Raw genomic sequence first — 22,556 nt, 5'->3', positions numbered from 1 at the left:
CGGGGAGGGAGTCGGCCTATGTCTACAGGCCCTCGCCGCGGCAGCTAAGGAGAAGCAGCCCGAAACGCATGATGCTCCGCAGCCTAGCCGAGCCGCCCCGGCGCGGGGGGCGTGTCCCAGTATGCGGGACCGCACCTATAAACCCACTAGAAAGTGGATAAATAGTGCGCCGCACCACAGCGGGCGTACCACAGCGTCACGGAGCGTTGCGTTCCCTGTCCCGGTATTTCACTAATCATGGTGGCCTCTAGTGACACCGGCGTCACAGAGTGCAATGGTGCGGGCATGACGACCAACGGGGGCTTCGAGCCCGTCTTCTGCACGATCGTGCCGCCGCACGTCCTCGACCGGCTCGCGCAGGCCGAGGACGCCGCGCTCTCCGGCCCGGCCCGCCGGTCCCTGGAGCACGACGCCTACCAGCGCACCAAGCGCCGCCTGACCACGGTCATCGGTGCGCCCTCCGTCGCCGCGCCCCAGGGCACCGCCGCCGACCAGCCGCACCGCACGATCTACGACGCCCACCACACCCAGGACCTGCCCGGCACCCAGGTGCGCGCGGAGGGCTCCGACCCGGTGTCGGACGCCACCGTCAACCGTGCCTACGCGGGCCTCGGCGCCACCTTCGAGCTGTATCTGAAGGCGTACGGCCGGCACTCCATCGACGACCGCGGGCTGCCGCTGGACGCCAGCGTCCACTACGACCAGAACTACGACAACGCGTTCTGGAACGGCGAGCAGATGGTGTTCGGCGACGGCGACGGCCAGATCTTCCTCGACTTCACCATCCCGGTCGACGTCATCGGCCACGAGCTGACCCACGGCGTCACCCAGCACACCGCGAACCTGGAGTACTTCGGGCAGTCCGGCGCGCTGAACGAGTCGGTCTCGGATGTGTTCGGCTCGCTGATCAAGCAGTACACCCTCGGCCAGACCGCCGCCGAGGCCGACTGGCTGATCGGCGCGGGCCTGCTCGCCCCGCACGTGCACGGCACCGCGCTGCGCTCGATGAAGGCCCCGGGCACGGCCTACGACGACCCCAACCTGGGCAAGGACCCGCAGCCGGCGAGCATGGACCACTATGTCCGCACCGGCCGCGACAACGGCGGCGTGCACATCAACTCCGGCATCCCCAACCACGCCTTCTACCTGGTCGCCAGCGCCATCGGCGGCCACGCCTGGGAGAAGGCCGGGCAGATCTGGTACGACGTGCTGACCGGCGGCGCGCTGAAGACGGACGCCCAGTTCGCCGACTTCGCCACGCTGACGGTGAAGGCGGCGCGGGAGCGGTACGGCGCCGGCGACGAGCTCCAGGCCGTGCAGAAGGCGTGGGAACAGGTCGGGGTGCGGACGCTGTAGTTCCGTACTAGACAGTTCCCATGCGTATCCGAGTACGGCGCACGGGCGGCTTCGCGGGGATCGAGCGCCGGGCCGAGGTGGACACCGCGGCCCGGCCCGACGCCGACGCCTGGCACACCCTGGCCGAACGCGTCCTCGCGTCCGGCCACGGCACCCCGCCGGCGGGCGTCCCCGACGGCTTCCGCTACGAGATCACCGTGGACGGCCGCACGGTGTACGCGGCCGATCCCCGACTCACCGAGGAGCAGCGGGAGTTGGTGTCCCGGGTGCTGAAGGAGGGGGCGTGAGCGCCGGTTCCCGCCGGGGCGTTGACTTACGTTACCGGGGGTAAGGATGATCCCGGCATGGCGACTGACGCAGGCAATCCGATACCTCGGTTCCCGGCCGGCTTCCTGTGGGGTGTGTCGACCTCCGCCCATCAGATCGAGGGGGCGGCGGACGAGCGCGAGGCGTCCGTGTGGGACGTGTTCACGGCCGAACCGGGGCGAGTGAAGGACGGTACGACGGCGGCGGTGGCCTGCGACCACTACCACCGCTACCGGGAGGACGTGGCCCTCCTCGCCGGCCTCGGCGTGGACGCGTACCGCTTCTCCGTCTCCTGGCCCCGGGTCAACTCCCCCGGCGGCCTGGACTTCTACGACCGCCTGGTGGACGAGCTGTGCGCGGCGGGCGTACGGCCCGTGCCCACCCTCTTCCACTGGGACCTGCCCGCCTCGCTGGACTGGCTGGAGCGGGACACGGCGGAACGGTTCGCCGAGTACGTCTCCGTGGTGGCCGAGCGGCTCGGCGACCGCGTCACCCAGTGGATCACCCTCAACGAGCCCGCCGAGCACACCCTCCTGGGCCACGCCCTCGGCGCCCACGCACCCGGCCGCCGGCTCCTCTTCGACGCGCTCCCGGTGGCCCACCACCAGCTCCTCGCCCACGGTCTCGCGGTACGGGCCCTGCGCGCGGCCGGGGCGAGGGACATCGGCATCGCCAACTCCCACGGCCCCACCTGGCCCGCCTCCGCCGAACCGGCCGACGCCGAGGCGGCCGGCTTCTACGACGTCCTACTCAACCGCCTGTTCGCCGAGCCGGTCATCCTCGGCGAATACCCGGACGGGATGGGCGAGTTGATGCCGGGGGACGTCACGGCGGACCTGAAGGTCATCGCCGAACCGGTCGACTGGTACGGCATCAACTACTACGCGCCGACGCGGGTGGGGGCACCCGGCGGCACCGACAGCGAGTACGGCGGCCTGGCGCTCCCCGCCGAACTGCCGTTCTCGGTGCGGGAGATCGAGGGCCGGCCGGTGACCGACTTCGGCTGGCCGATCGTTCCCGAAGGCCTCACCGAGCTGCTGTGCGGCTTCCGCGAGACCTACGGCGACAAACTCCCGCCGATCGTCATCACCGAGAACGGCTGCTCCTACGACGGCCTCGATGACCAGGACCGCATCGCCTACCTGGACGCCCACATCCGCGCCCTGCACACCGCGCTGGAGGCCGGCGTGGACGTGCGCGGCTACTTCGTGTGGTCCCTGATGGACAACTTCGAGTGGGCGGAGGGGTACGCCCGCCGCTTCGGCCTGGTGCACGTGGACTACGCGACGCTGCGGCGCACCCCGAAGGCCTCCTACCACTGGTTCCGGGACGTGCTCCGGGCGCAGAGATGACCACGGTCGGCCGCTTCGCCGCCGCCCTCGCCGAACCCGTAGAACCCGTCGGCCGTGGCTGGACGGCCGCCCTGTCGCTGGCCAACGGGGCGATCTGGGTCGGCTGGTTCGGCCCGCTGCAGATCCTGCTCGCCTCCCAGGCGAAGGACTTCGCGCCCGGCTCCGGGATGTCCAAGGAGACCATGCTGGCCTGGGTGACCGGCGCCGGCGCGGTGGTCTCCCTGCTCGCCAACCCGCTCTTCGGCGCCCTGTCCGACCGTACGACCGCCCGCCCCGGCCGCCGTACGCCGTGGATCGTGGCCGGGACGGCGGGCGGCGCGCTGTCGCTGCTGCTGCTCGCGCGGGCGGGCGGGGTGTGGTCCATGGCGCTGGGCTGGTGCCTGGTGCAGCTCACGCTGAACGCGGCGTTCGCGGCGGTGACGGCGGCCGTGCCGGACCGGGTGCCCCGGCGCCAACGCGGCGCGGTGGGCGGCTGGCTGGGCGCGGCGCAGATCCTGGGCGTGGTCGGCGGGACGGGCCTTGCGACCGTGGTGGGTGGGACCGGGGCCGGGTACACCGCGTGCGCGGTGTTCACGGCGGCGGGCGTGCTGCCGTACGTCCTGCGCTACGACGACCTGCGGCTGCCGCCCGAGGACCGCCCGCCCTGGTCCTGGCGCGGCTTCCTCGCGGGCTTCTGGCTGAGCCCGCGCCGCCACCCCGACCTGGGCTGGGCCTGGCTGACCCGGTTCCTGATCAACCTCAGCAACTCGCTGGTGCTGTTGTACCTGCTGTACTACCTCCGCGACCGCCTGCACCGCCCCGATCCCGGCCAGGGCGTGCTGGTGCTGACGGCGGTCAACAGCCTGACGCTGATGGCGACCGTCGTGGCGGGCGGGGTGTGGTCGGACCGGGTGGGCCGGCGCAAGCCGTTCGTCGTCTGGTCGGGCGTGCTGATGGCGGTGGCGACGGCGGCCCTGGCCGGCTGGCAGACCTGGCCCGGCGCGATCGTGGCGGCGGCCGTCCTCGGCGTCGGCTTCGGCGTGTTCACCTCGGTCGACTTCGCACTGATGACGGACGTCCTGCCGACGGCGCTGGACCGGGGCAAGGACCTGGGCGTCATCAACGTGGCCAACGCCCTGCCCCAGGTGGCCGCCCCCGCGCTGGCGGCACCGATCGTCACCTACCTCGGCGGCTACCGGGTCCTGTACCTGGCGGCGGCGGCGATCGGGCTGGCGGGGGCGGTGCTGGTGGGGCGGATACGGGGCGTGGAATGAGCCGGGCCGCGTTCGTCAGGCCCGCAGGGCGCGCAGGAAGAGGTCGCGGACCTCGGGCCAGCGGTCCTCGATGTCGGTGCGCTGGTGGAGGACATCGGAGATGTGCTGCATCCCGAAGAAGCCGGCGACCAGGGCGCGGGCGGCGGCGGCCGGGTCGGCGTCGGAGCGGAGCTGGCCCTGCTCCTGAGCCTGGATCAGGAGGGAGTGCAGGAGGTTGGTCCAGTCCACGTAGGGGGTCGGGAGTTCGGCGTCGATCTGCAGGCGCTCGATCTGGAGGCGGGCCCCGGCCTGGACCATGACGTTGTCACGGAAGGCGAGGGCGGCGCGGTCGAGCATGGCGATCGCGGTCTCCAGGGGCGACAGCTGCTCGGCCTGGACCTCCTGAAGCAGGCGCGGCCACTGGGCGTAGTGCTCCTCCACGACGGCGACGGCGAGGGCTTCCTTGTTCGGGTAGTGGAAGTAGACGGCGCCCTTGGTCATCTCGACCGCCTCGGCCACGTCCTTCACGGAGGTCTCCCGGAAGCCGTGGGCGGCGAACAGCTCGGCGGCCGCCTTCAGCACGATCGCCTTGGTCCGCACGGCGCGGTCCTGGCGTGGCTCGGGGCCTCGGGCGGCGGCGATCTTCTTGCTGGGAAAGGAAGTTGACGCTGTCTGCGCAGCGGACGGGGTCCGAGTCATGGGTGGTGGCTCTCTCCTCTGTCGCATCGTGCGCCGCCTGTTGGGCGACCCTTGCAATATACCTTCCCGCAGGTATATTTTCGACCCGCGATCGTCCTTGTGATCTAGGAATCCGCTGCTCAAGGACGTGCTGAGGCATCGGGGGATGCGTGCGCACGCGTACGTATGCGCTCCGATGTGGTCGCACGTCGCTGGGCATCGGCGATTCCCTCTTGGGGAGGAGCTCAACATGGATGTCAGTGCCGTGGTCGTCGCGGGGGACGCGCTCACCGGGCCGGGGGGATACCACCAGTGTGCGCATGGCGGCACGCACGCGGCTCGCACCTGCGGGGGATTCAGGTCCAGGGCGCCGAGGGGCGCGCGCTGCACGCTGCAGTCCGCCTCGGCGATCCGCAGCGCGGGCCGGATGATAGCGGAACGCACGCATGTCCCCAAGGAGTTGGTGCACAAGGCCGCGGCCGGTGAGGTCCTGCTGGGCGACGCCGTCCAGGTGGCCGAGGCGCGCTTCACCGTCGCGGTCCGCTGGCCCCGCGACCGCTTCCTCGGGCACCGGGGCGACCGGCCCGCGGGTGACCCGCTGCTGCTCGCCGAGGCGGTCCGGCAGGCCGCGATCTACCTCTCGCATCGTTTCCACGAGGTGCCGCGCGATCGCGCGTTCGTCCTGTGCGACCTGGAGTTCGCCCTGGAGGCGCCGCTGCCGCCGGGCGGCGCGCAGGCGGCCCCCGTGATGCTGGAGATCGACTGCACCCGTGCCGGGCGCGGCACGCGCATGGCGGTCGAGGTGTACGCCGGCGGGGTGCGGATCGGCCGGGCCGGAATGCGCTGGACCACGATGGAGCGCCGGCGGTACGCGGCGCTGCGGCGCCGGACCGGCGGGACGACCGTGCACTCCAACGCGACGCTGGACGAAGCGGTGGCGGGCGCGGCCGGGCACGTGCCGGTACGTGCGGGAGCCGGGTGCGCCGACCGCGACTCCGTACTGAGGGACGCTCAGGGCGCGGCGGCCGGGGGCCGGTGGCAGCTGCGGCTGGACCTCGGGCACCCCGTGCTCTTCGACCACGCCTGCGACCACATCCCGGGGATGGCGCTGCTGGAGGCCTTCCGGCAGGCGGCCCGCGCGGCCTCGGCCGGGGCGACGAGCGACCCGGAGAGCTGGGAGGCGATCTCGGCGTCCATCACGTTCGACTCCTTCGGCGAGCTCGACACACCGGTGTGGATCACCCTGGCCGAGGGCCGGCCGGGCGACGGAGCCCTGCGCCTGACCGCCGTCCAGGGGGAGCGCACCCTCGCCACCGCCGAACTGACCGGTGCCCGCATCCCCGTGGGCGGTGCCTGATGCCGACGGCCGGAATGCTCGACGTGAGGATGCCCCAGCCGGTCCGGCAGCCGGACGGGCGGACGGCTGACCCCGCGCCCGGCACGCTGTCGTACGCCGAGGTGATCGCGGCGGCGGCGGGCGACCGCGGTGCCCTGGACGGCCGGCGTCGGCTGTCCGCCGCGGTGGCCGCCGCCCTGAGCCGGGCCGGCTTCGCCCGGCACTTCGTCCCCGTGGAACGGGGCGGCCGCGCGGGCGGGTTCGCCGAGCTGCTGGAGGCGGTGGCCACGGTGGGCGAGACCTGCGCGTCGACCGCGTGGTGCGCGGCGTTGTACGCGGCGCACGGCCGGCTTGCCGCGTATCTGCCCGAGGCCGGGCAGCGCGAGGTGTGGGCCGACGGCCCGGATGTGCGGATCGCCGCCTCGGTCGTACCGCCGCAGGGCGAGGCCCTACCCGAGCCGGGTGGCTGGCGGCTGACCGGCAGCTGGGCGTACGCCAGCGGAGTGGACCACGCGCAGTGGGTGCTGCTGGCCAGCAGGACGCCCGGCGAGGGGGAGGCCGGGCACCGCGTCTTCGCCGTGCCGCGGACGGCAGTGACCGTCGCGGACACCTGGCGCACCCTCGGGCTGCGTGGTACGGGCAGCAACTCGGTTGCCGTGCACGGGGTTTACGTACCGGAGCACCGCTCCTTCACGCTGGCCGACCTGGGACGGGTACGGCCGGGGGCGGCGCGCTGCCACCGCGTGCCGTATGCGATGGTCGCCGCGCTGATGTTCGCGGCGCCGGCCCTGGGCGCGGCGCGGGGCGCGGTGCGCGACTGGGAGATCCGGATGGCGGGCAGGACGGGGGCCGACGGGCGGGCGGCGCGCGACAGCGGTGCGGTGCAGCAGGTGCTGGCCCGCAGCACCGCGCACATCGAGTCCGCTCAGCTGCTGCTGGAACAGGCGGCGCACCGGGCGGACCACGCCGAGGCGACCCCGCTCGCCGTGGCCGCGAACCGGCGGGACGCGGCGCTGGCGGTGGAGCTGTGCGCGGCCGAGACCGAACGGCTGTGGCGGGCCCTGGGCGCCGGCGGCCTCGCGGAGGACGATCCGGTGCAGCGGCGGTGGCGCGATGCGGCGGCGGTGGCGGCCCATCCGGCGGTGAGTTTCGAAGCGGCGGCGGGGGCGTACGCGCATGCCGTGTTCGCGGGCGGCGCGGGCGCCCGGGACAGGGCGGAGGGCCGATGACGGGCACGAGGACGAGTGCGGGCTCAGGCGCGGGTACGGGGACGCTGTCCCGCGCGCGGGGGATCGCCTTCTTCGACGTCGACGAGACGCTGATCACGGCGAAGAGCATGCTCGCGTTCTGGGACCACTGGGTGGCCTCCGGTGCGGCCGAGCGCCATGGTACGGCGGCCGTCCCGGACGGCGGACCGGACCGCGCCGCACGCAATCGCGCGCACTTCCGGCGGTACGCCGGGGTCCCTTTGGCGGAGCTGCGCGCCGCCGCCCGCCAGTGGTACGAGGGCTACCGCACCGGGCCGACCGCCTTCGTCGGCGCGACCGTCGAGGCGCTGCGGCGGCATCGGGCAGCGGGAGACGCGGTCGTGCTGGTCTCCGGGTCGGCGCGGCCGATGCTGGAGCCGATCGCCCGTGATCTGGGCACCGATGAGGTCCTGTCCACCGAACTCCTGGTCACGGAGGGCGGCTTGCTCACCGGGGAGGTGCGGCGGCCGATGGTCGGCGCGGCGAAGGGCGAGGCGGTGGCCGGACTGCTGGAGCGGTACGGGCTGCCGGCGGAGCGGGCCTACGGCTACGGGGATCACGCCAGTGACCTCTCGATGCTGCAAGCCGTGGGGCGTCCCCATGTCGTGGGCGACGACCCGGAGTTGGCGGCTCATGCCGCACACCGGGGCTGGCCACGCGTGCCTGCCTCGGGCGGCCCCCGGTAGCGGGGGCGCCGCGATGCGGGCCCGGTGCGGCCCGTATCGTTCGAAGCTGAAAACATTCCTTTCGGAAGGTATGTTTCATCCCAGTGGCGAGAGTACGGACGAGTGCACGGAACGGAAGGGAGGGCGCATGGCGCGGCAGGAACGTGCTCGGCGCACCAGAGAGCGGGCGCTGGAGCTGGCGGCCGAGGAGATCGCGGCGCACGGATACGCACGGACCAACCTGCAGTCCGTGGCCGACCGCCTGGGCACGACCAAGGGTGCGCTCTATGGGCATTTCGCGTCCAAGGAGGCGCTCGCGGAGACCTTGGAGCGCGAGGCCGCCGAGCGCTGGCACGCGCTGCGCGCCACGGCCGAGGCACCCGGCGCCGGCCCCGAACAGGCCCTGCACGACACGATGCTGGCCCTGGCCCGGCAGCTGGACGACCCACGCATCCGGGCGGCCCTGCGGCTGGCCGCGGACAGCGGGCGCCGTGGCGGCGGGACACCCAACCTCCTGGAGGAGGTGCACCACTGCCTGCTGGAGCAGCTGCGCGGTGCCCACCGGCTCGGCCGGCTGGCGCCGGAATGGCGGCCCGAGGTGGCCGCCCAGGTGCTGCTCGCCATGGTCTACGGCGCGGTCTTCGCCGGCTGGCCCGCCATCGGGAAGGAACCGGCCCGCTGGCGGGAGGCACTGTGGGCGTTCCTGGCGTCGTTGCGCGCGGGCGGTCCGGGCCCGGTCACCTGAGCCGCACCGGCCAGGCGGCACAGTCATGCGGCCGTATCACCCGACAGCCGACCGTCCGGGGCCGCCCTGTGGGCCAAAAACATACCTTCCAGAAGGAATGTGATTACCCCGGGGCTCCACCCGGCCCTCATCCCCACTCATCGCTACTCGTCCTTACGCATCCCGAAAGGCACCCGTGACCGTCATGGACCTCTCCACCGGCTCGTCCCGCGCCCCGCTCGCGCCAGGGGGGCAGCACCTCGGCACCGGACTGCGCGCCGCGCTCGTCCTGGACGGCGCCGCCCTGTCCCGTACCCGTTTCATGGTCTCGCCGATGAACGAACTGCTCGCCCAGGCCGCCCGGCACGCGGGGGCCGCGGGACCGGGGCCGGCCCGCCCCTACCGCAGTGAGGCCCCCCGGCGCGACGCGCGGACCGAGGCGACGGTGCGGCGGCTGACCGCCGCCCTGCGCGCGGTCCGCTGGCCGGTGGCCAGGCTGCTCTCTCCCACACTGCTGGACCGCACCAGCTGCCCCGGCTTCGAGGAGGAACTGGAGGCGCTGCGGGCAAGGATGACCGAGGGCTGCCGCCCGTTCGACAGCACCTACTCCGGTCGCGCCTACGGGCCCTCGCCAGGCGGTCCGGAACCCCTCGGCCCGGAGCCCGCCGTCCTCGCGTACGACAGGACTGACGGCCCCCCGTCGGTGCCCGTCGAGGAGATCGGCGAGCTGATCGAGGCGCTGCGCGCCGCCTTCGGCCTGTGGCTGGCCGAGGACTGGCCCGCACACCGCCGCGCGCTGGAGGACGATGTCGCCTGCCGCGCGCATCAACTCGCCCGGCACGGGGCGGCCCGGCTGCTGGACACGCTGCACGACCGGATCGCCTACGCGGACCAGATCCTGTACGTCTCCCCGCCCCCGTACGCGGCGCAGGGCGGCGGCCGGGGTCCCGCGGTGCAGCCGCCCCAGCACAGCGTGGACGGGCTGCTGCTGGTGCCCAGCGCGGTGGCCGCGCACCCCACGGTGCTCAGCGGCGGCGAGCTGCCGGTGCTGCGGTACCCGTGCACGGTCCGGGCCACCCGGGACGAGGCCCGCGCGGCCACCGAACCGACGCCGCTGGCCGCCCTGTTGGGCCGCGCCCGCTCGGACGCCCTGACGTCCATCGGCACCGGTTGCAGCACGACGGAGCTCGCCTGCCGGCTCGGTGTCGGGGCGGCGACCGCCTCCAGCCATGCCGCCGCACTGCGCCGGGCCGGGCTGATCGTCACGCACCGGCGGGGCAAGCAGGTGGAGCATCTGCTGACGGAGCTGGGCTCGCAACTGCTGACCGCGGGCCACGGCTGAGCCGTCCCGCGTCGCGGGCCGCGGCCTGCATCCTCCGCCGACGCACGGTGGCCCCGGGGCACACGCCCCGGGGCCACCGTGCGTCCTGCCTCAGGCCCGAACCGTCCTGCCTCAGGCCCGGACCAGCGCCTCCCTCTCCCGCCCGGCCCGCGCCGTCGTCAGCTCGTCGTGCAGCTCGGCGCCGAGCCGGCGCGCCGCCTGCTCGTCGTCCGCCACATGGATCGTCGCCACGCCGTCGCGCACCGCCGTGACCAGCCGCTCGCTACCGATGGAGACCGGCAGCCCGGCGTCCGCCAGGGCGCGGCCGACGTCGAAGAAGCCGCCCGTGACGGCCGCCAGGTGACGGCCCGGTACCTGCGGCCGGTGGGCCTGGGCGCCGTCGGCGAGCAGGCGCTCGTAGGCCGCGTCGGCCGTGGCCGCGTCCGGGAAGGACGCCACCACCGAGCGCAGGTCGACCACCACGGCCCGCACACCACCGGTGTCGCCGATGACCGAACCCGAGGTGAAGTCACCGTAGTTGAGGCGGCAGACGATGCGGACGCCATGCCGCTGGGCGGTCCGTACGGCCTGCGGGTGCAGCACCTTCGCACCGTGCCCGGCCAGCGTGATCATCTCCTCGTAGCCGATCCGCGGCATCGGACGGGCGGCGTCGATGATGTAGGGGTCGGCCGAGTAGACACCCTCCACGTCGGAGAAGATCTCCACCTCCGGCAGGCCCAGGGCGCCCGCCAGTGCCACCGCGCTCAGGTCGGAGCTGTTCTTCCCGAGCCAGGTGGGCCGGTGCTGGTCGTCCGCGCCCTGCCCGCCGGGCAGCACGGGCGTGATGCCGCGGTCCAACAGGTCCTTGATCTCGCCGAGTTCGGTGCGCAGCAGCGGCGCCGCGCGGTCCTCGACGGCCTCGGTGACCAGGCCCGTACGGTGGCCGTGCAGCAGTGTGGCGGGCACGCCCTCGCGCTCCAGGCCGATGCGCAGCAGACCGGCGCCGGTGGTGTCGGCCAGCGGCAGCACACCGTGCAGGGCCGCGGTGCCCACCCCGGGGTCGATGGAGGTGGCCAGCGAGCGGAGGTTCTCGGTGGCGCCCTGCATCCCGCTGGCGACGATCACCAGCTGCTCGCCACGCGCCATGCGGCGACGCAGATAGCGGGCGATGGACCGGTACTGGTGCGTGGACGGGAAGGTCGATCCACCGAACTTCAGAACGTGCAGGCTCACAGCGCACCTCCGACGATGCCGTGGGAAACAGCTTTCTCGGCGATCTGCAGGGCGTTCAGCGCGGCGCCGATCCGCAGGTTGTCGGCGACCAGCCACAGCAGGAGGCGGTTCGCGTTCTCCGGGTCGGTCCGCACCCGGCCGACGTGGACCAGATCGGGCTGGTCGGTGACCGTACGGGGTGTGGGGAAGCCCTCGGTCCACACCCGCACCTCCTCCTGTGCGGCGAGGAGCGCGGCGATCTCGGCGGCGTCCGCGGCGTGTTCGGTGTCGATGACCACGGCCTCGGAGTGACCGTTGACGACCGGGACGCGGACGCAGGTGGCGGTGAGGTCGAGGCCGTCGAGGCCGAGGATGCGCCGGGACTCCTGGCGCATCTTCTGCTCCTCCAGCGTGCCGCCGTGCTCCAGGAAGCGGTCGATGGCGGGTACGACGTTGAAGGCGAGGCCCGGACCGAAGCGGCTGTTCTGGGGAGCCGGCGCGGCCGGGTCGGCAAGCCGGGCGGCGGTGTCGGCGCGCAGCTCGTCGATCCCGCTCTGCCCGCCGCCGGAGGCCGCCTGGTACGTGGACACGGTCACCCGGCGCAGCCCGTAGCGCTCCTGGATCGGCTTCAGCAGCCGGGCGAGGGGGATGGTGGAGCAGTTGGGGTTGGCTACGATGCCGCTCTTCGGGCGCTCGGCCAGGAGGTGCCCGTTGACCTGGGGGACGACGAGGGGGCTGTCCGGGTCCATGCGGAAGGCGTTGGTGTTGTCGACGACGAGGGCGCCGGCCGCGGCGGCACGTGGGGCGTGCTCGGCGCTGATGGGCGTACCGGCGGAGAAGAACGCCAGGTCGACTCCGGAGAAGTCGCAGGTGCCGAGGTCCTCTACGACGGCCTCCGCGCCGCCGGGCACGGGCAGCACCTGGCCGGCGGAACGAGCCGAGGCGATCAGCCGGATCGAGGAGGTCTCGAAGCCGCGCTGGGCGATGAGTTCGAGGAAGGTACGGCCGACGGCCCCGGTGCCGCCCACCAGGGCGATGCGGGGGGCGCCGGTCACGGGGCGGGCGCCGGTCTCGGGAAGGGTGGCGGTCACGGTGGTTCAGCTCCTGGTGTCGACGGCGACGGCGGGTGCCGGGGAAGGGGAGGACGTGGACGAGGCGGTGGGTGCGGAGGAGAAGGAAGACGGAGAAGAGGACTCGGCGGGCGGGGTGGACTTCCTCACGGGGTAGGCGCGCCAGCCGAGGGTGACGCCCAGGCTCGCCACAGTGATGAGGACGATGCCGACGCCCTCGCCCAGCGAGAGGTGGTGGCCGAAGAAGACCAGGTCGGAGAGGATGGCCACGACCGGGTTGACGAAGGCGACCACGGCGATGGTGGCGCTGGGCAGTTTGGGCACCGCGGAGTACATGAGGAAGTACAGCAGCGCGGTGTGGAAGAGCCCGATCGGGACCAGCCAGCCCCAGCGGCTGCCGGCGTGCGCCAGCGAGCCGAGGTCGGCGAAGGGCAGCAGCAGCGGCACGCCGACCGTGAACTGGATCAGCGCGGTGAGCTGCGGCTTGACGCCCTTGACCTGCTTGGCGGTGACGGTGGCGATGCCGTAGAGCACGGCCGCGGCGGTGGCGCAGCCCATGCCGAGGAGATAGCCGTCGCCGAGGTCGTCCGAACTGAGCTTCCAGATCTCGGTGGTGGCGACCAGGCCGACGAAGGCGAGGACCACCCAGGCGACCTTGTGCCCGGTGACGGCCTCCTTGAACGCGAGCGCGCCCATGAAGAGCACGAAGAACGGCTCGGTGTGGTAGAGCACGGTGGCCAGCGTGATCGAGGTCAGCTTGAACGCGGTGAACAGGAAGACCCAGTTGAAGACCAGGCAGACACCGCCGCCGACGATCAGGGACAGGTTGCGCCTGGTGAGGTTGGTGTCGCGGAAGTCGCCGCGCACCAGGCAGATCACGGCGATGGCCACGGCGCCCAGCAGGCACCGTACGAAGGCCACGTTGAAGGACGGCTGGCCGCTGGCCAGCACGAAGGCCCCGATGGTGCCCCAGCCGGCCATGGCGGTACCGATCTGGAGCAAGGGCCGGGCAGCGGAGGGGGGTTGCATGGTGGGAACTCCAGGTGAGTCGGGTCTCCGGAGACAGGCCGTGACCGGAGGGGACGGCCACGGCCGATGGACGGTCGGTGGATGGTCGGTACGGCCGTAAGCGGGCGAGCGATGGCGAGTGGAGCAGATGGGGGGCGGCCCGTGGCCCAAGCGCGAGCCACACTCTGTGGACCGGGCGGGCGTCAGCCCCTGGACCGGGCCGGCCACGGCGCGTGGACCAGGCGAGCCAGCCCCGTGGACCAGACGAGCGGCAGCCCCCGGACCGGGCCGGCCACGGCGCATGGACCAGGCCGGGCACGGCGCGTGGACCAGGCGAGCCGGCCCGTAGATCAGGCGGGCAGCAGCCCCTGGACCAGGCCGGCCACGGCCCGTGGACCAAGCGAGCCGGCCCTGTGGATCAGGCGAGTGGCGGGGCGTAGATCAGGCCGCCGCGGAGCCACAGGTCGTTGAGGCCGCGCGGGATGCCCAGGCCGGAGGCGGCCCCGAGGTTGCGGTCGTAGATCTCGCCGTAGTTGCCGACCTGGCCGACGGCGTCCTGGATCCAGGTGGCGGGCAGACCGGCGGCGGCGCCCAGCCCGGCCTGCCGGTCCAGCAGCGCCGATGGGGTGCCGGCCGCGACGCCGGCCGCGGTCAGGCCCTCCGCCTCGGCGGTGACCAGGGCGAAGAACACCCAGCGGTTGATACGCAGCCAGGCCGGGTCGTCGTCGCGGACGGCGGGACCCATCGGCTCGTTCGAGATCGTCTCCTCCAGGATGACGTGGTCGTCCGGGTCGCCGATCCGGGTGCGCTCACCGGCCAGCACGATGCGGTCGCAGACGTAGCCGTCGACACTGTCGTCGGCGTACGCCGCCAGGGCCTCGGCGGGCGTGTCGAACGGGACGGCGGTGACCTCCAGGCCCTGTGGCCCGTAGTAGGCGTCCAGGCTGGCCGCGCTGCTCGTGCCGCCGAGCACCGCCAGCTTGCGGCCCGCGAGCTGGGCGGCCTTCGTGATGCCGGTGGACTTCTTGACCATGAACGCGCCGCCGTCGTAGGCGGTGGTGGGCAGGAACACGGCCCCGGCCCCGCACTCGCGGGTCAGCGTCCAGGTGGCGTTGCAGCTGAGCAGATCGATCGAGCCGTCCGCGAGGGAGGGCATCCGCTGCTCGGGGGTCAGCTCGACGTAGTCGACGGCGTCGGCGTCGCCGAGCACGGCCGCGGCCACCGCGCGGGCGGTGTCCACGTCGAGACCCCGGCGTACGCCCTGCTCATCGGTCCAGGACAGGCCCTTGATGCCGGTGGAGACGCCGACGCGGAGCCGGCCGCGGGCACGGACGGCGGCGAGGGTGGGGGACGCCGTCGATTCGGTGGTGGTGTCGGTGGTCATGCGAGGGCCGTTGCCTTTCGGAGGGTGGGACGGGTGGGGAGGTGATCGTGGGTGTCGGCGGTGCGGTCGTACGTGTCGGTGATGCCGTCGTAGGCGCGCTGGTTGTGCGAGAGCATCTGCAGGAGTTCGGCGGAGCCCACCCGGCGCAGCCGCTCGGCGGCCGGTATCACGGCGGCCGGCAGCGGCATCCGGCCCGGATCGGACCAGCGCAGCCGGCCGTCCGGCGCGATGCGGGCGCGGGCCCGCTGCGCGGTGTCCGGGTGCAGGCAGTACGGCACGTCCAGCAGGCCGCGGGCGAAGGCCGTGACGAGTGCGGTCCCGACATCCGGATGGAGGTCGAGCACCGCCTCGACGAGGGTGCGGGCCTCGGCATAGGTCTCGTTGTCCGCCAGGTCCGCGCCGTCCTCTGGCCGCTGCGCGGGCACCTCGCGGGCGCGGGCGGCGGCCGACTCGAGGGCCTCGACGTTCTCGCCGACGGTCGGGATGCGCATGGCCTCCGCCGCCGTCTTCACGATCAGCCGCTCGGCGCCCGCGGCCCTGGCCAGGTCGACGCTGTCCCGCAGGATCGCGGCGGACCCGGCGGGGGTCCTGGGGAAGAGCCCCATGAACGTGTAGACCACCAGGTGAACGTCCACATCCGGCAGGAACTCCGTGGCCAGTGCCCGCAGGGCGCGCAGCGCCTCGGTGTCCTGGCCCGCGTGCACCTGCTGGGAGTAGCTCAGCGACAGGCTGCGCACGCCGTACCCACGGGCGAAGAGGCCCTCCAGGACACCGAGCGCGACCAGCAGGCCAGGCGGGCAGAGCTGGCCCAGCATGCAGCCGGCGAAACTCTCCAGGTGCCCGGGGCGCCCGTCGCCGGGGCCGTCGGCGAGCAGCCGGCAGCACTCCGCCCAGGCCGCGACCGCCTGGCGCAGGGGCACGCGGCTGTAGGGGAGGCAGTACGAGACCGGGCCGCCCTCGGTCGCGTCCAGACCGGAGTCCAGCAGCGCCCGGAAGATCTGCAGCGGCTGTGCGGAACCGTGCCGTACCTGAACCGGGAAGCCGGGGCCGGCCAGTCCGTCCAGCATTCCGCGGGTGCGGTCGGCGCCGTGCGCCACGAGCGGAAACCCGTTCAGGTCCTTTCCGGCCGCCAGGGCGCGGGCCGCCGCGGCGTGGTCGTTGACGCGGGTGTAACTGTCGAGGGTGAGCGTGCCGACGGTGTCGGCGTCGGCACGTCGTACGGCCTCCAGCGCGGCGCGCATCCGGGCCGTGGTGGCGAAGCCGAGGCGGGGCTGGACGACCAGGGAGCCCGCGGCGGCCCGCTCGGCGACGTAACGACCGAAGGCGACGGGTGGGCTGTTCATGCCGCCGTCACCAGGCTCAGGTTCTCGACGTAGCGGAGGAATTCCGGCACGGCCTCGTCGCCGACGAACACGCCGTCGAAGCCGGCGTCCAGCAGCTCGGGAACGAGATTGCGGTCCGCTTCACCCGCCACACCGAGCTTTCCGCCAATGACGACCGGGGTGTCGGCGAGTTCCTCACGGCTCTTCAATTCCCTGACGTAATCGGCGCCCTGCAGCCCGCCGTGGCCATTCACGCTGGAGAGCAGAATGAGGTCGGGCCGCAGCTCCAGGGCGCGTTCGGTGAGCATGTCGGGCGGTACGCAGGCGCCGAGATTGGTCACCTCGAAGTCGTTCTCCTCCAGCAGTAGTTGAAGGAAGACGAGGTTCCAGGTGTGCGAGTCCGAAGAGACGCTGGAGATGATCGCGTGCCGTTTCTGATGTGGAAACCGACCGGGCATGGGTCCCCCTGGGTACAGGTGTGGTGTGGGCTGGGGAGGGAGGGAATGGGGTGGCTTTGAAGAAAGGGGAATGTGGTGATCGGTGACCGGTGGGGCGACCGGCTCGTCCGATGCCCTGGACATTAGGCGAGCCCGGTCAATTCCCGCGATCTGTTCGGCCGTTGGTCGAATGCTGCGCCGTTGCGCCAGGGCATGGAGCGCTGGTTTTGGCGCTGCGTCGAATACATCGCGCGGACGGCGGCGCCGGGCGGATGCTGGGGCGCATCCGCCCCATCCGGGAAGGTGTCCGTCCCATCCGGGCAGGTGTCCGTCCCATCCGGGCAGGTGTCCGTCCCATCCGGGAAGGTGTCCGCCCCGTCCCGGAGATGTCCCCCCCACCCGCAGGAGTACCGTCATGTCCACCACGTCCGCGGCCACCCGGCCGCCGAAGTCGGCACAGGCCGGCGGCGCGGCCCCCGAGCCGCCGCGCCGCGGTCTCACCTCCACGCTCGTCCTGGCCCTCGGCACCTTCGCGGTCGGCACCGACGCCTTCGTCCTGGCCGCGTTCCTGCCCTCGATGGCCACGGGGCTGCACGTCTCGCAGGCCGCCGCCGGCCAGGCGATCACCGTCTTCGCAATCGCCTACGCGCTGCTCGCGCCCGTCGTCGCCACCCTCACCGCGCGCCTGGAGCGCCGCACCCTGCTGGTCGGCGCGCTGGGCGTGCTGGCCCTCGCCAACCTCGGCTCGGCGCTCTCACCCAGCCTCTCCGTGCTGCTCGTCACCCGCGTCCTCGCCGCAGTCGGCGCCGCCGCGTACACACCCAACGCGGGGGCGGTCGGCGCCGCCCTGGTCCGCCCCGAACAGCGGGCCCGTGCCCTCGCGGTGGTCATCGGCGGGCTGACCATCGCCACCGCACTCGGTGTGCCGCTGGGCGGTGTGGCAAGCCAGTGGCTTGGCTGGCGCAGCGCCCTCGCGCTGGTCGCCGCGCTGTGCCTGCTCGCCGGCGTCGGCGTGGCCGCCATCATGCCCAGGCTGCCCGGCAACCCCCGGGTGCCACTGCGCGACCGGCTGGACGCGCTGCGCCGTCCCGGAGTGCTCGCCGTGCTCCCGCTCACCGTGCTGGGCATGGCCGCCTGCTACACCGTCTACGCCTATGCCGTTCCCACCCTGCACGCGGTCGGAGTCCCCACCGCACACGGCACGCTGATGCTGTTCCTGTACGGGCTGGGGGCGGTGCTCGGAAACCTCCTGGCCGGAGTGGTCACCGACCGCTGGGGTGCCGTGCGACTGCTGACCGGCGCGTACGTCGCCATGGGCGGCTCGCTGGCGCTGCTGGGCGGGATCGCGGCCCACGGCGGCGGAACCGAACTCGCCGTCGGGCTCCTCGTGTTGCTGTGGGGCGCCAGCAGCTGGTCGCAGACCCCGCCGCAGCAGCACCGGCTGATCGCCGCCGCGCCGTCCGAGGCGCCGCTTGTGGTGTCGCTGAACTCCTCCGCGATCTATCTGGGCATCAGTGCGGGTACGGGCCTGGGCGGCCTGGCGCTGGCCCACGGGCCGGCGGCCGCGTACGGCCTGGGCGCGGTGCTTGCCGTCGTCGCGCTGGCGTTCCTGACGGTGACCGGTCGCGGCCGCAAGGAGTAACTCCGCCTTCGGTACCGCGCATTGTCCCCTTGCGCCGTTCTCCTTCTACGCGCATTCTCCTTCCACGCAGGTTCTCCTTTTACGCACGTTCTCCTTTTACGCACGTTCTCCTTTTAAGCACGTCTCATGGCCCCGGTACGCGGCGCAAGCCCGTGCCGGGGCTTCTCGTTGCTCCAGAACGCGGTTCTCCGGTATCCGAACCCTTCGACGGATCGCCGTACCGTGTCCCACCCCTCTCCCATCCTTTGGGCACTGGGCCGAAAGCATCGCGCACCCCGGGAAATGCTGCGAGTTTCTTTCCCATGACGAACACGATGCTCGAAGCCCAGGAAACCTTCCGCGCCAGTGCCGAGATTTTCGTCCCGGCGCCTCCCGCCGAGGTCTACGGCATGGTCAGCGACCTGCCCCGCAGCGGCGAATGGAGCCCGGAGTGCACCGGCGGCAGCTGGGTCGACGGAACGCCCGCGAAGGTCGGCTCGGTGTTCCGCGGCACCAACCACCGGGCCGCCGACGTCGTCGGCTGGGCCCCGGTCGTCCGCGGCGAGTGGACCACGGAGGCCGAGGTCACCGCGGCCGAGCCGGGCCGCACCTTCCGCTGGGCGATGCGCGACAGCGCGGGCCACGCACAGGAGAGCGTCTGGGGCTTCGACCTCGCGGAGACCCCCGGCGGCACCGTCCTCACCCACCACTTCCGGATGGGCCGGGCCACCGAGGGCATCGAAGGCATCACCGCGGACATGTGCCGTGCCGAGCGGGCGCAGTTCATCCGCGAATGGCAGGTGAAGATCGAGAAGGACCTCCGGAAGACCGTCGAGCGCATTGCCCGGCTCATGAGCGCCGAATAGCGGCCACCCCGCCCTGAAACACCTCCCCGCTCGCCCCGAAGAACTTCCCCGCACCACCCGGAAATTCCCCGCACCACCGTCCGCCCGTTCCGAAAAAAGGAAGCACCATGTTTCTGCAGCGCATCGGCAACAAGGGAATCGGTCTCGGCACGATACTCGACCGGGCCGCGGCCAAGCACCCGGCGAACGTCATCACCCTCGACCACGACCTGGACATCGCCCCCGAGCGCGGCCGCCGGCTGACCGTCTCCGAGGCCGCGGATCTGGTCGACGACTTCGCCGCCCGGCTGTGGGCGGCCGGCGTACGCTCCGGCGAGCGCGTCGTGCTGCACAAGTCCGACGGCTTCGACATCCCCCTGCTGGCCTTCGCCGTCTCCCGGATCGGCGGCGTACCCGTCCTGCTGTCCCCGAAGCTCGACGGCGCGTCGGTCGCCGAGCTGCTGCGCCGGGCCGCCCCCGCCCACCTGCTGACCGACCAGAGCAAGCTGGAGCGCGAACTCCCCGACACCGTCCACGAGTACGCGACCAGCGTGCTGCTCGCCGCGGGCCACCACCCCGGCGCCACGGCGCTCACGGACCTGGCCGGCGTGGCGCGGGTCGCCCCGGTCACCCTGCCGGCCGACCACCCGGCGCTGGTGACGCACACCTCCGGCACCACCGGCCTGCCCAAGCTCGCCGTGCACACCAGCCGTACGCTGCAGGCCCGTTACCGGCCGCAGGCCTCCGCGGTCGCCCTGGTCCGGGGGCGCGAGACCGTGGCCATGCACGTCTCCTTCGTGCACTCGCGGGTCATCAGCGCGATCGCCATCTCCCTGTACCGCGGCTTCCCGCTGCTCGTCCTCAAGGACTCCTCGCCGCGGCACACCGCCGACCTCTTCGCCCGGCTGCGGCCCGGGATCCTCGAAGCGCACCCCAACTCCTTCATGGAGTGGGAGGAGTTGGCGGACGATCCGCGCGGCCCGCTGGCCCGCGTCAAGTACTTCTCCAGCACCTTCGACGCGATCCACCCGCGCACCGTGCACCGCCTGCTGCACGCCTCCCGCCGTACGGCCCCGCTGTTCGTCCAGCTCTACGGGCAGAGCGAGACCGGGCCCGTCGTCGCCTCCTGCTTCACCCGCCGCCAGGCCGCGGACGCCGGCGGGCGCCGGGTCGGCGTCCCCTTCCCCGGTATGACCGAGGTCCGGGTGGTCAGCCGCGACGGCAGGCCCGTCACGCCCGACAACCCCGGCTACATCGACGTCCGCAGCGACGGCCGCGCGGTGACCTTCCTCGGCGAACCGGAGCGCTACGCACGGCAGGTCACCGCCGACGGCTGGTGGCGGATGGGCGATGTCGGCTACCGCGACCGGCTGGGCCGCCTGTACCTGCTGGACCGCGAGGTCGATGTCATCGAGGGCTTCGGCTCCACCCTGACCGCGGAGGACACGCTGCTGGCGAAGCTGCCCGAGTTGACCGAGGTCATCGTCGTACGGGGCGCGGACGGCCGGCCGGTGCCGGTGGTGTGCACGCGGGAGGACCGGCCGCTGGACCTGGCGGCCTGGAAGGCCGCGGCGGCCGGGCTGCCGGACATGGCCGATCCCGTGCAGTGGCGCATCGACGATCTGCCGCACACCGCCACCACCAAGATCAAGCGGCTGGAGCTGGGACGCATGCTCGCCGCGGCGGCCGAGGAGCCGAAGGAGAGGACCTCTCTCGCAGGCTCTCTCGCCGGTTCGCTCGCCCGGGAGCCGAAGGAGACGGCCTCGCTCGCCGGTTCGCCGGCCTGAAGTACCCGCCCGCCGACGGGGTACGGACCGGTCCCTCCACCGCGCGGCCCGTACCCGCCCACCCCGAGGAGCACCGCATGGAACTGCACGGACGCGTCGCCTGGGTCACCGGCGCGGCGGGCGGCATCGGCCGCGCCGTCGTCCGCCGGCTTGCCGAGGACGGCGCCCGGATCGCCGCCAGCGACACCGATCCCGTCGCGCTGAAGGAGGCGATCGCCGAACTGCCCGGAGCCGCCCGGCACATGGCGGTCGAGCTGGACGTACGTGACGCCGATGCCGTCGAGTCCGCCCTGGACCGCATCGAGGCCGGACTCGGTCCGGTCGACATCGCGGTGAACTGCGCGGGCATCCTGCGCACCGGCCCGATCGCCGCGCTGACCCAGGAGACCTGGGAGGAGGTGCTGCGCTGCAACGCCACCGGCGTCTTCCTCGTCTCCCGTGCGGTGGCCGGACGGATGGCGGCCCGCGGTGGTGGCAGCATCGTCACCGTCGCCTCCAACGCGGCCGCGCTGCCGCGGATGAACATGGCCGCCTACGCCGCCTCCAAGGCCGCCTCGACGATCTTCACCAAGTGCCTCGGCCTGGAACTGGCCGCCGCCGGTGTGCGGTGCAACGTCGTCGCGCCCGGCTCCGTCGACACCGCCATGCAGCACGCCCTGTGGCACGGCCCCGACGCCCGGCAGAAGGTGATCGACGGCGACCCGGCCACGTACCGGCTGGGCATCCCGCTGCGCCGGCTCGCCACCCCCGAGGACGTCGCGGAGACCGTCGCCTTCCTGGCCTCCGATCGCAGCCGGCACATCACGATGCAGGACATCTACGTCGACGGCGGACAGTCACTGCGCGCCTGACGGCCCGCCGAGCCCCTTCTCGTCACCGGGCCGCCCCCTTCTTCCCCACCGGGCCGCCCTTCTCCCTCGCCCCGCCGCCTTCTCTGCCGCCTTCTCTCCGCACCGGGAGGACCCACCATGTCCATCGCCCCCATCCCCGCCTACCCGCTCCCCGGGCGCGACGCCTGGCCGGCTCAGGCCGTCGGCTGGCGGCCCGACCCGTCCCGCGCGGCGCTGCTCGTCCACGACATGCAGGAGTACTTCCTCGCGCCGTACGCCGCGGACGCCGAGCCCCGCCGCTCGGTCACCGCGCACGTACGGGCCCTGCTGGACGCCGCCCGCCGGGCCGGGATGCCGGTCTTCTACACCGCGCAGCCCGGCAGCATGACGCCCGCCGAGCGCGGACTGCTGATGGACGTGTGGGGACCGGGGATGCGGGCCGACGCGGCCGACCGGAGCATCCTGGCCGAGCTCGCGCCCCGGCCGGGCGAGACCGTGCTCACCAAGTGGCGCTACAGCGCCTTCGCCCGCACCGACCTGGCGGACCGGCTGGCCGCCGCCGACCGCGACCAGCTGGTCGTCTGCGGCGTGTACGCGCACGTCGGCTGCCTGATGACGGCCTGCGACGCGTTCACCCGGGACATCCAGCCGTTCCTGGTCGCCGACGCGGTGGCCGACTTCTCCTACGACTACCACGTCCAGGCCCTGACGTACGCCGCCGAGCGCTGTGCCGCCACCCCCACCACGGCCGACGTCCTGGCCGCCCTGCACCCCGTACCCGCCACCGTACCCGCCCTCGCGACCGCCGCGCGCTGAACGCGCC

Annotated in this window: 21 protein-coding genes; 14 read left to right on the top strand and 7 right to left on the bottom strand. The window is 73.0% G+C overall.

The features are described 5' to 3' along the window. Positions 1 to 285 precede the first annotated feature (285 nt). The 4 genes from ACWC2T_RS00655 to ACWC2T_RS00640 are packed head-to-tail and all read left to right on the top strand — an operon-like array spanning position 286 to position 4,267. On the top strand, positions 286 to 1,356 hold the full coding sequence (locus ACWC2T_RS00655) for a M4 family metallopeptidase (protein WP_450668276.1): 1,071 nt from the start codon (positions 286 to 288) through the stop codon (positions 1,354 to 1,356). A gap of 20 nt (positions 1,357 to 1,376) precedes the next feature. Further along, complete coding sequence (locus ACWC2T_RS00650; protein ID WP_450668275.1) at positions 1,377 to 1,643, top strand: protealysin inhibitor emfourin; 267 nt, start codon at positions 1,377 to 1,379, stop codon at positions 1,641 to 1,643. A gap of 57 nt (positions 1,644 to 1,700) precedes the next feature. After that, complete coding sequence (locus ACWC2T_RS00645) at positions 1,701 to 3,014, top strand: GH1 family beta-glucosidase (protein WP_450668274.1); 1,314 nt, start codon at positions 1,701 to 1,703, stop codon at positions 3,012 to 3,014. Beyond that, positions 3,011 to 4,267 (top strand): MFS transporter, encoded by a 1,257-nt coding sequence (locus ACWC2T_RS00640; RefSeq protein ID WP_450668273.1) that lies wholly within the window; start codon positions 3,011 to 3,013, stop codon positions 4,265 to 4,267. Before ACWC2T_RS00645 ends, ACWC2T_RS00640 begins: the two co-directional genes overlap by 4 nt. A 15-nt stretch (positions 4,268 to 4,282) precedes the next feature. Here ACWC2T_RS00640 and ACWC2T_RS00635 read toward each other — a convergent pair whose 3' ends face one another. Then, positions 4,283 to 4,945 (bottom strand): ScbR family autoregulator-binding transcription factor, encoded by a 663-nt coding sequence (locus tag ACWC2T_RS00635; RefSeq protein WP_450668272.1) that lies wholly within the window; start codon positions 4,943 to 4,945, stop codon positions 4,283 to 4,285. 406 nt (positions 4,946 to 5,351) lie between these two features. Between ACWC2T_RS00635 and ACWC2T_RS00630 the strand changes: the two genes are divergently transcribed. From ACWC2T_RS00630 to ACWC2T_RS00610, 5 genes are all read left to right on the top strand, one after another. After that, a complete protein-coding gene (locus ACWC2T_RS00630) occupies positions 5,352 to 6,281 on the top strand; it encodes a ScbA/BarX family gamma-butyrolactone biosynthesis protein (protein WP_450668271.1) in 930 nt (309 codons plus the stop codon). A gap of 29 nt (positions 6,282 to 6,310) precedes the next feature. Next, positions 6,311 to 7,489 carry an acyl-CoA dehydrogenase family protein gene (locus tag ACWC2T_RS00625; RefSeq protein ID WP_450668270.1) on the top strand — a complete coding sequence of 393 codons (1,179 nt, stop codon included), beginning with the start codon at positions 6,311 to 6,313 and terminating at the stop codon, positions 7,487 to 7,489. Further along, a complete protein-coding gene (locus ACWC2T_RS00620; RefSeq protein WP_450668269.1) occupies positions 7,486 to 8,193 on the top strand; it encodes an HAD family hydrolase in 708 nt (235 codons plus the stop codon). Before ACWC2T_RS00625 ends, ACWC2T_RS00620 begins: the two co-directional genes overlap by 4 nt. 127 nt (positions 8,194 to 8,320) lie before the next feature. Further along, complete coding sequence (locus tag ACWC2T_RS00615) at positions 8,321 to 8,917, top strand: TetR family transcriptional regulator (RefSeq protein ID WP_450668268.1); 597 nt, start codon at positions 8,321 to 8,323, stop codon at positions 8,915 to 8,917. Between the two features lie 175 nt (positions 8,918 to 9,092). Continuing rightward, on the top strand, positions 9,093 to 10,238 hold the full coding sequence (locus tag ACWC2T_RS00610; protein WP_450668267.1) for a hypothetical protein: 1,146 nt from the start codon (positions 9,093 to 9,095) through the stop codon (positions 10,236 to 10,238). Between the two features lie 111 nt (positions 10,239 to 10,349). On the opposite strand, the gene ACWC2T_RS00605 is transcribed toward ACWC2T_RS00610, so the two are convergent. The 6 genes from ACWC2T_RS00605 to ACWC2T_RS00580 form a co-directional block, all read right to left on the bottom strand. Then, positions 10,350 to 11,450: an amino acid kinase family protein gene (locus ACWC2T_RS00605; RefSeq protein ID WP_450668266.1), complete on the bottom strand. Its 1,101-nt coding sequence runs from the start codon at positions 11,448 to 11,450 to the stop codon at positions 10,350 to 10,352. Next, the gene (locus tag ACWC2T_RS00600) at positions 11,447 to 12,520 is read right to left on the bottom strand and encodes an aspartate-semialdehyde dehydrogenase (protein WP_450668265.1); all 1,074 of its coding nucleotides are present in this window, start codon (positions 12,518 to 12,520) and stop codon (positions 11,447 to 11,449) included. Before ACWC2T_RS00600 ends, ACWC2T_RS00605 begins: the two co-directional genes overlap by 4 nt. Before the next feature lie 6 nt (positions 12,521 to 12,526). Further along, positions 12,527 to 13,528, bottom strand: coding sequence for a DMT family transporter (locus tag ACWC2T_RS00595; RefSeq protein ID WP_450668264.1), 1,002 nt, complete (start codon positions 13,526 to 13,528; stop codon positions 12,527 to 12,529). A 397-nt stretch (positions 13,529 to 13,925) separates the two neighbouring features. Next, positions 13,926 to 14,891 carry an amino acid ABC transporter substrate-binding protein gene (locus tag ACWC2T_RS00590; protein WP_450668263.1) on the bottom strand — a complete coding sequence of 322 codons (966 nt, stop codon included), beginning with the start codon at positions 14,889 to 14,891 and terminating at the stop codon, positions 13,926 to 13,928. After that, entirely contained in the window at positions 14,888 to 16,234 is a 1,347-nt protein-coding gene (locus ACWC2T_RS00585; protein WP_450668262.1) for a methylaspartate mutase, read from the bottom strand. Before ACWC2T_RS00585 ends, ACWC2T_RS00590 begins: the two co-directional genes overlap by 4 nt. Further along, positions 16,231 to 16,671 carry a cobalamin B12-binding domain-containing protein gene (locus tag ACWC2T_RS00580; protein WP_450668261.1) on the bottom strand — a complete coding sequence of 147 codons (441 nt, stop codon included), beginning with the start codon at positions 16,669 to 16,671 and terminating at the stop codon, positions 16,231 to 16,233. The genes ACWC2T_RS00585 and ACWC2T_RS00580 overlap by 4 nt, the downstream gene beginning before the upstream one ends. Before the next feature lie 394 nt (positions 16,672 to 17,065). Between ACWC2T_RS00580 and ACWC2T_RS00575 the strand changes: the two genes are divergently transcribed. The 5 genes from ACWC2T_RS00575 (at position 17,066) to ACWC2T_RS00555 (ending at position 22,549) form a co-directional block, all read left to right on the top strand. Then, the gene (locus ACWC2T_RS00575; protein ID WP_450668260.1) at positions 17,066 to 18,292 is read left to right on the top strand and encodes an MFS transporter; all 1,227 of its coding nucleotides are present in this window, start codon (positions 17,066 to 17,068) and stop codon (positions 18,290 to 18,292) included. Between the two features lie 302 nt (positions 18,293 to 18,594). Continuing rightward, positions 18,595 to 19,137, top strand: a complete 543-nt coding sequence (locus ACWC2T_RS00570; protein WP_450668259.1) for an SRPBCC family protein — start codon at positions 18,595 to 18,597, stop codon at positions 19,135 to 19,137. A gap of 107 nt (positions 19,138 to 19,244) precedes the next feature. After that, positions 19,245 to 20,903 (top strand): class I adenylate-forming enzyme family protein, encoded by a 1,659-nt coding sequence (locus ACWC2T_RS00565; protein WP_450668258.1) that lies wholly within the window; start codon positions 19,245 to 19,247, stop codon positions 20,901 to 20,903. 77 nt (positions 20,904 to 20,980) lie between these two features. After that, positions 20,981 to 21,754, top strand: coding sequence for a 2,3-dihydro-2,3-dihydroxybenzoate dehydrogenase (locus ACWC2T_RS00560; RefSeq protein WP_450668257.1), 774 nt, complete (start codon positions 20,981 to 20,983; stop codon positions 21,752 to 21,754). Positions 21,755 to 21,871: 117 nt separating this feature from the next. Then, complete coding sequence (locus tag ACWC2T_RS00555; RefSeq protein WP_450668256.1) at positions 21,872 to 22,549, top strand: isochorismatase family protein; 678 nt, start codon at positions 21,872 to 21,874, stop codon at positions 22,547 to 22,549. The last annotated feature ends 7 nt before the right edge of the window (positions 22,550 to 22,556 follow it).

The sequence above is a fragment of the Streptomyces sp. NPDC001393 genome, assembly GCF_053597455.1.
The sequence above is the reverse complement of the archived record's forward strand: the minus strand, read 5'-3'. Positions and strand labels throughout refer to the sequence as shown.

Coding starts and splice junctions, on each gene's coding strand:
- ACWC2T_RS00580 (WP_450668261.1), bottom strand. CDS start 16,671: ATGCCCGGTCGGTTTCCACATCAGAAACGGCACGCGATCATCTCCAGC.
- ACWC2T_RS00640 (WP_450668273.1), top strand. CDS start 3,011: ATGACCACGGTCGGCCGCTTCGCCGCCGCCCTCGCCGAACCCGTAGAA.
- ACWC2T_RS00595 (WP_450668264.1), bottom strand. CDS start 13,528: ATGCAACCCCCCTCCGCTGCCCGGCCCTTGCTCCAGATCGGTACCGCC.
- ACWC2T_RS00570 (WP_450668259.1), top strand. CDS start 18,595: ATGACGAACACGATGCTCGAAGCCCAGGAAACCTTCCGCGCCAGTGCC.
- ACWC2T_RS00585 (WP_450668262.1), bottom strand. CDS start 16,234: ATGAACAGCCCACCCGTCGCCTTCGGTCGTTACGTCGCCGAGCGGGCC.
- ACWC2T_RS00555 (WP_450668256.1), top strand. CDS start 21,872: ATGTCCATCGCCCCCATCCCCGCCTACCCGCTCCCCGGGCGCGACGCC.
- ACWC2T_RS00615 (WP_450668268.1), top strand. CDS start 8,321: ATGGCGCGGCAGGAACGTGCTCGGCGCACCAGAGAGCGGGCGCTGGAG.
- ACWC2T_RS00635 (WP_450668272.1), bottom strand. CDS start 4,945: ATGACTCGGACCCCGTCCGCTGCGCAGACAGCGTCAACTTCCTTTCCC.
- ACWC2T_RS00645 (WP_450668274.1), top strand. CDS start 1,701: ATGGCGACTGACGCAGGCAATCCGATACCTCGGTTCCCGGCCGGCTTC.
- ACWC2T_RS00620 (WP_450668269.1), top strand. CDS start 7,486: ATGACGGGCACGAGGACGAGTGCGGGCTCAGGCGCGGGTACGGGGACG.
- ACWC2T_RS00650 (WP_450668275.1), top strand. CDS start 1,377: ATGCGTATCCGAGTACGGCGCACGGGCGGCTTCGCGGGGATCGAGCGC.
- ACWC2T_RS00575 (WP_450668260.1), top strand. CDS start 17,066: ATGTCCACCACGTCCGCGGCCACCCGGCCGCCGAAGTCGGCACAGGCC.
- ACWC2T_RS00655 (WP_450668276.1), top strand. CDS start 286: ATGACGACCAACGGGGGCTTCGAGCCCGTCTTCTGCACGATCGTGCCG.
- ACWC2T_RS00590 (WP_450668263.1), bottom strand. CDS start 14,891: ATGACCACCGACACCACCACCGAATCGACGGCGTCCCCCACCCTCGCC.
- ACWC2T_RS00565 (WP_450668258.1), top strand. CDS start 19,245: ATGTTTCTGCAGCGCATCGGCAACAAGGGAATCGGTCTCGGCACGATA.
- ACWC2T_RS00560 (WP_450668257.1), top strand. CDS start 20,981: ATGGAACTGCACGGACGCGTCGCCTGGGTCACCGGCGCGGCGGGCGGC.
- ACWC2T_RS00625 (WP_450668270.1), top strand. CDS start 6,311: ATGCCCCAGCCGGTCCGGCAGCCGGACGGGCGGACGGCTGACCCCGCG.
- ACWC2T_RS00630 (WP_450668271.1), top strand. CDS start 5,352: ATGATAGCGGAACGCACGCATGTCCCCAAGGAGTTGGTGCACAAGGCC.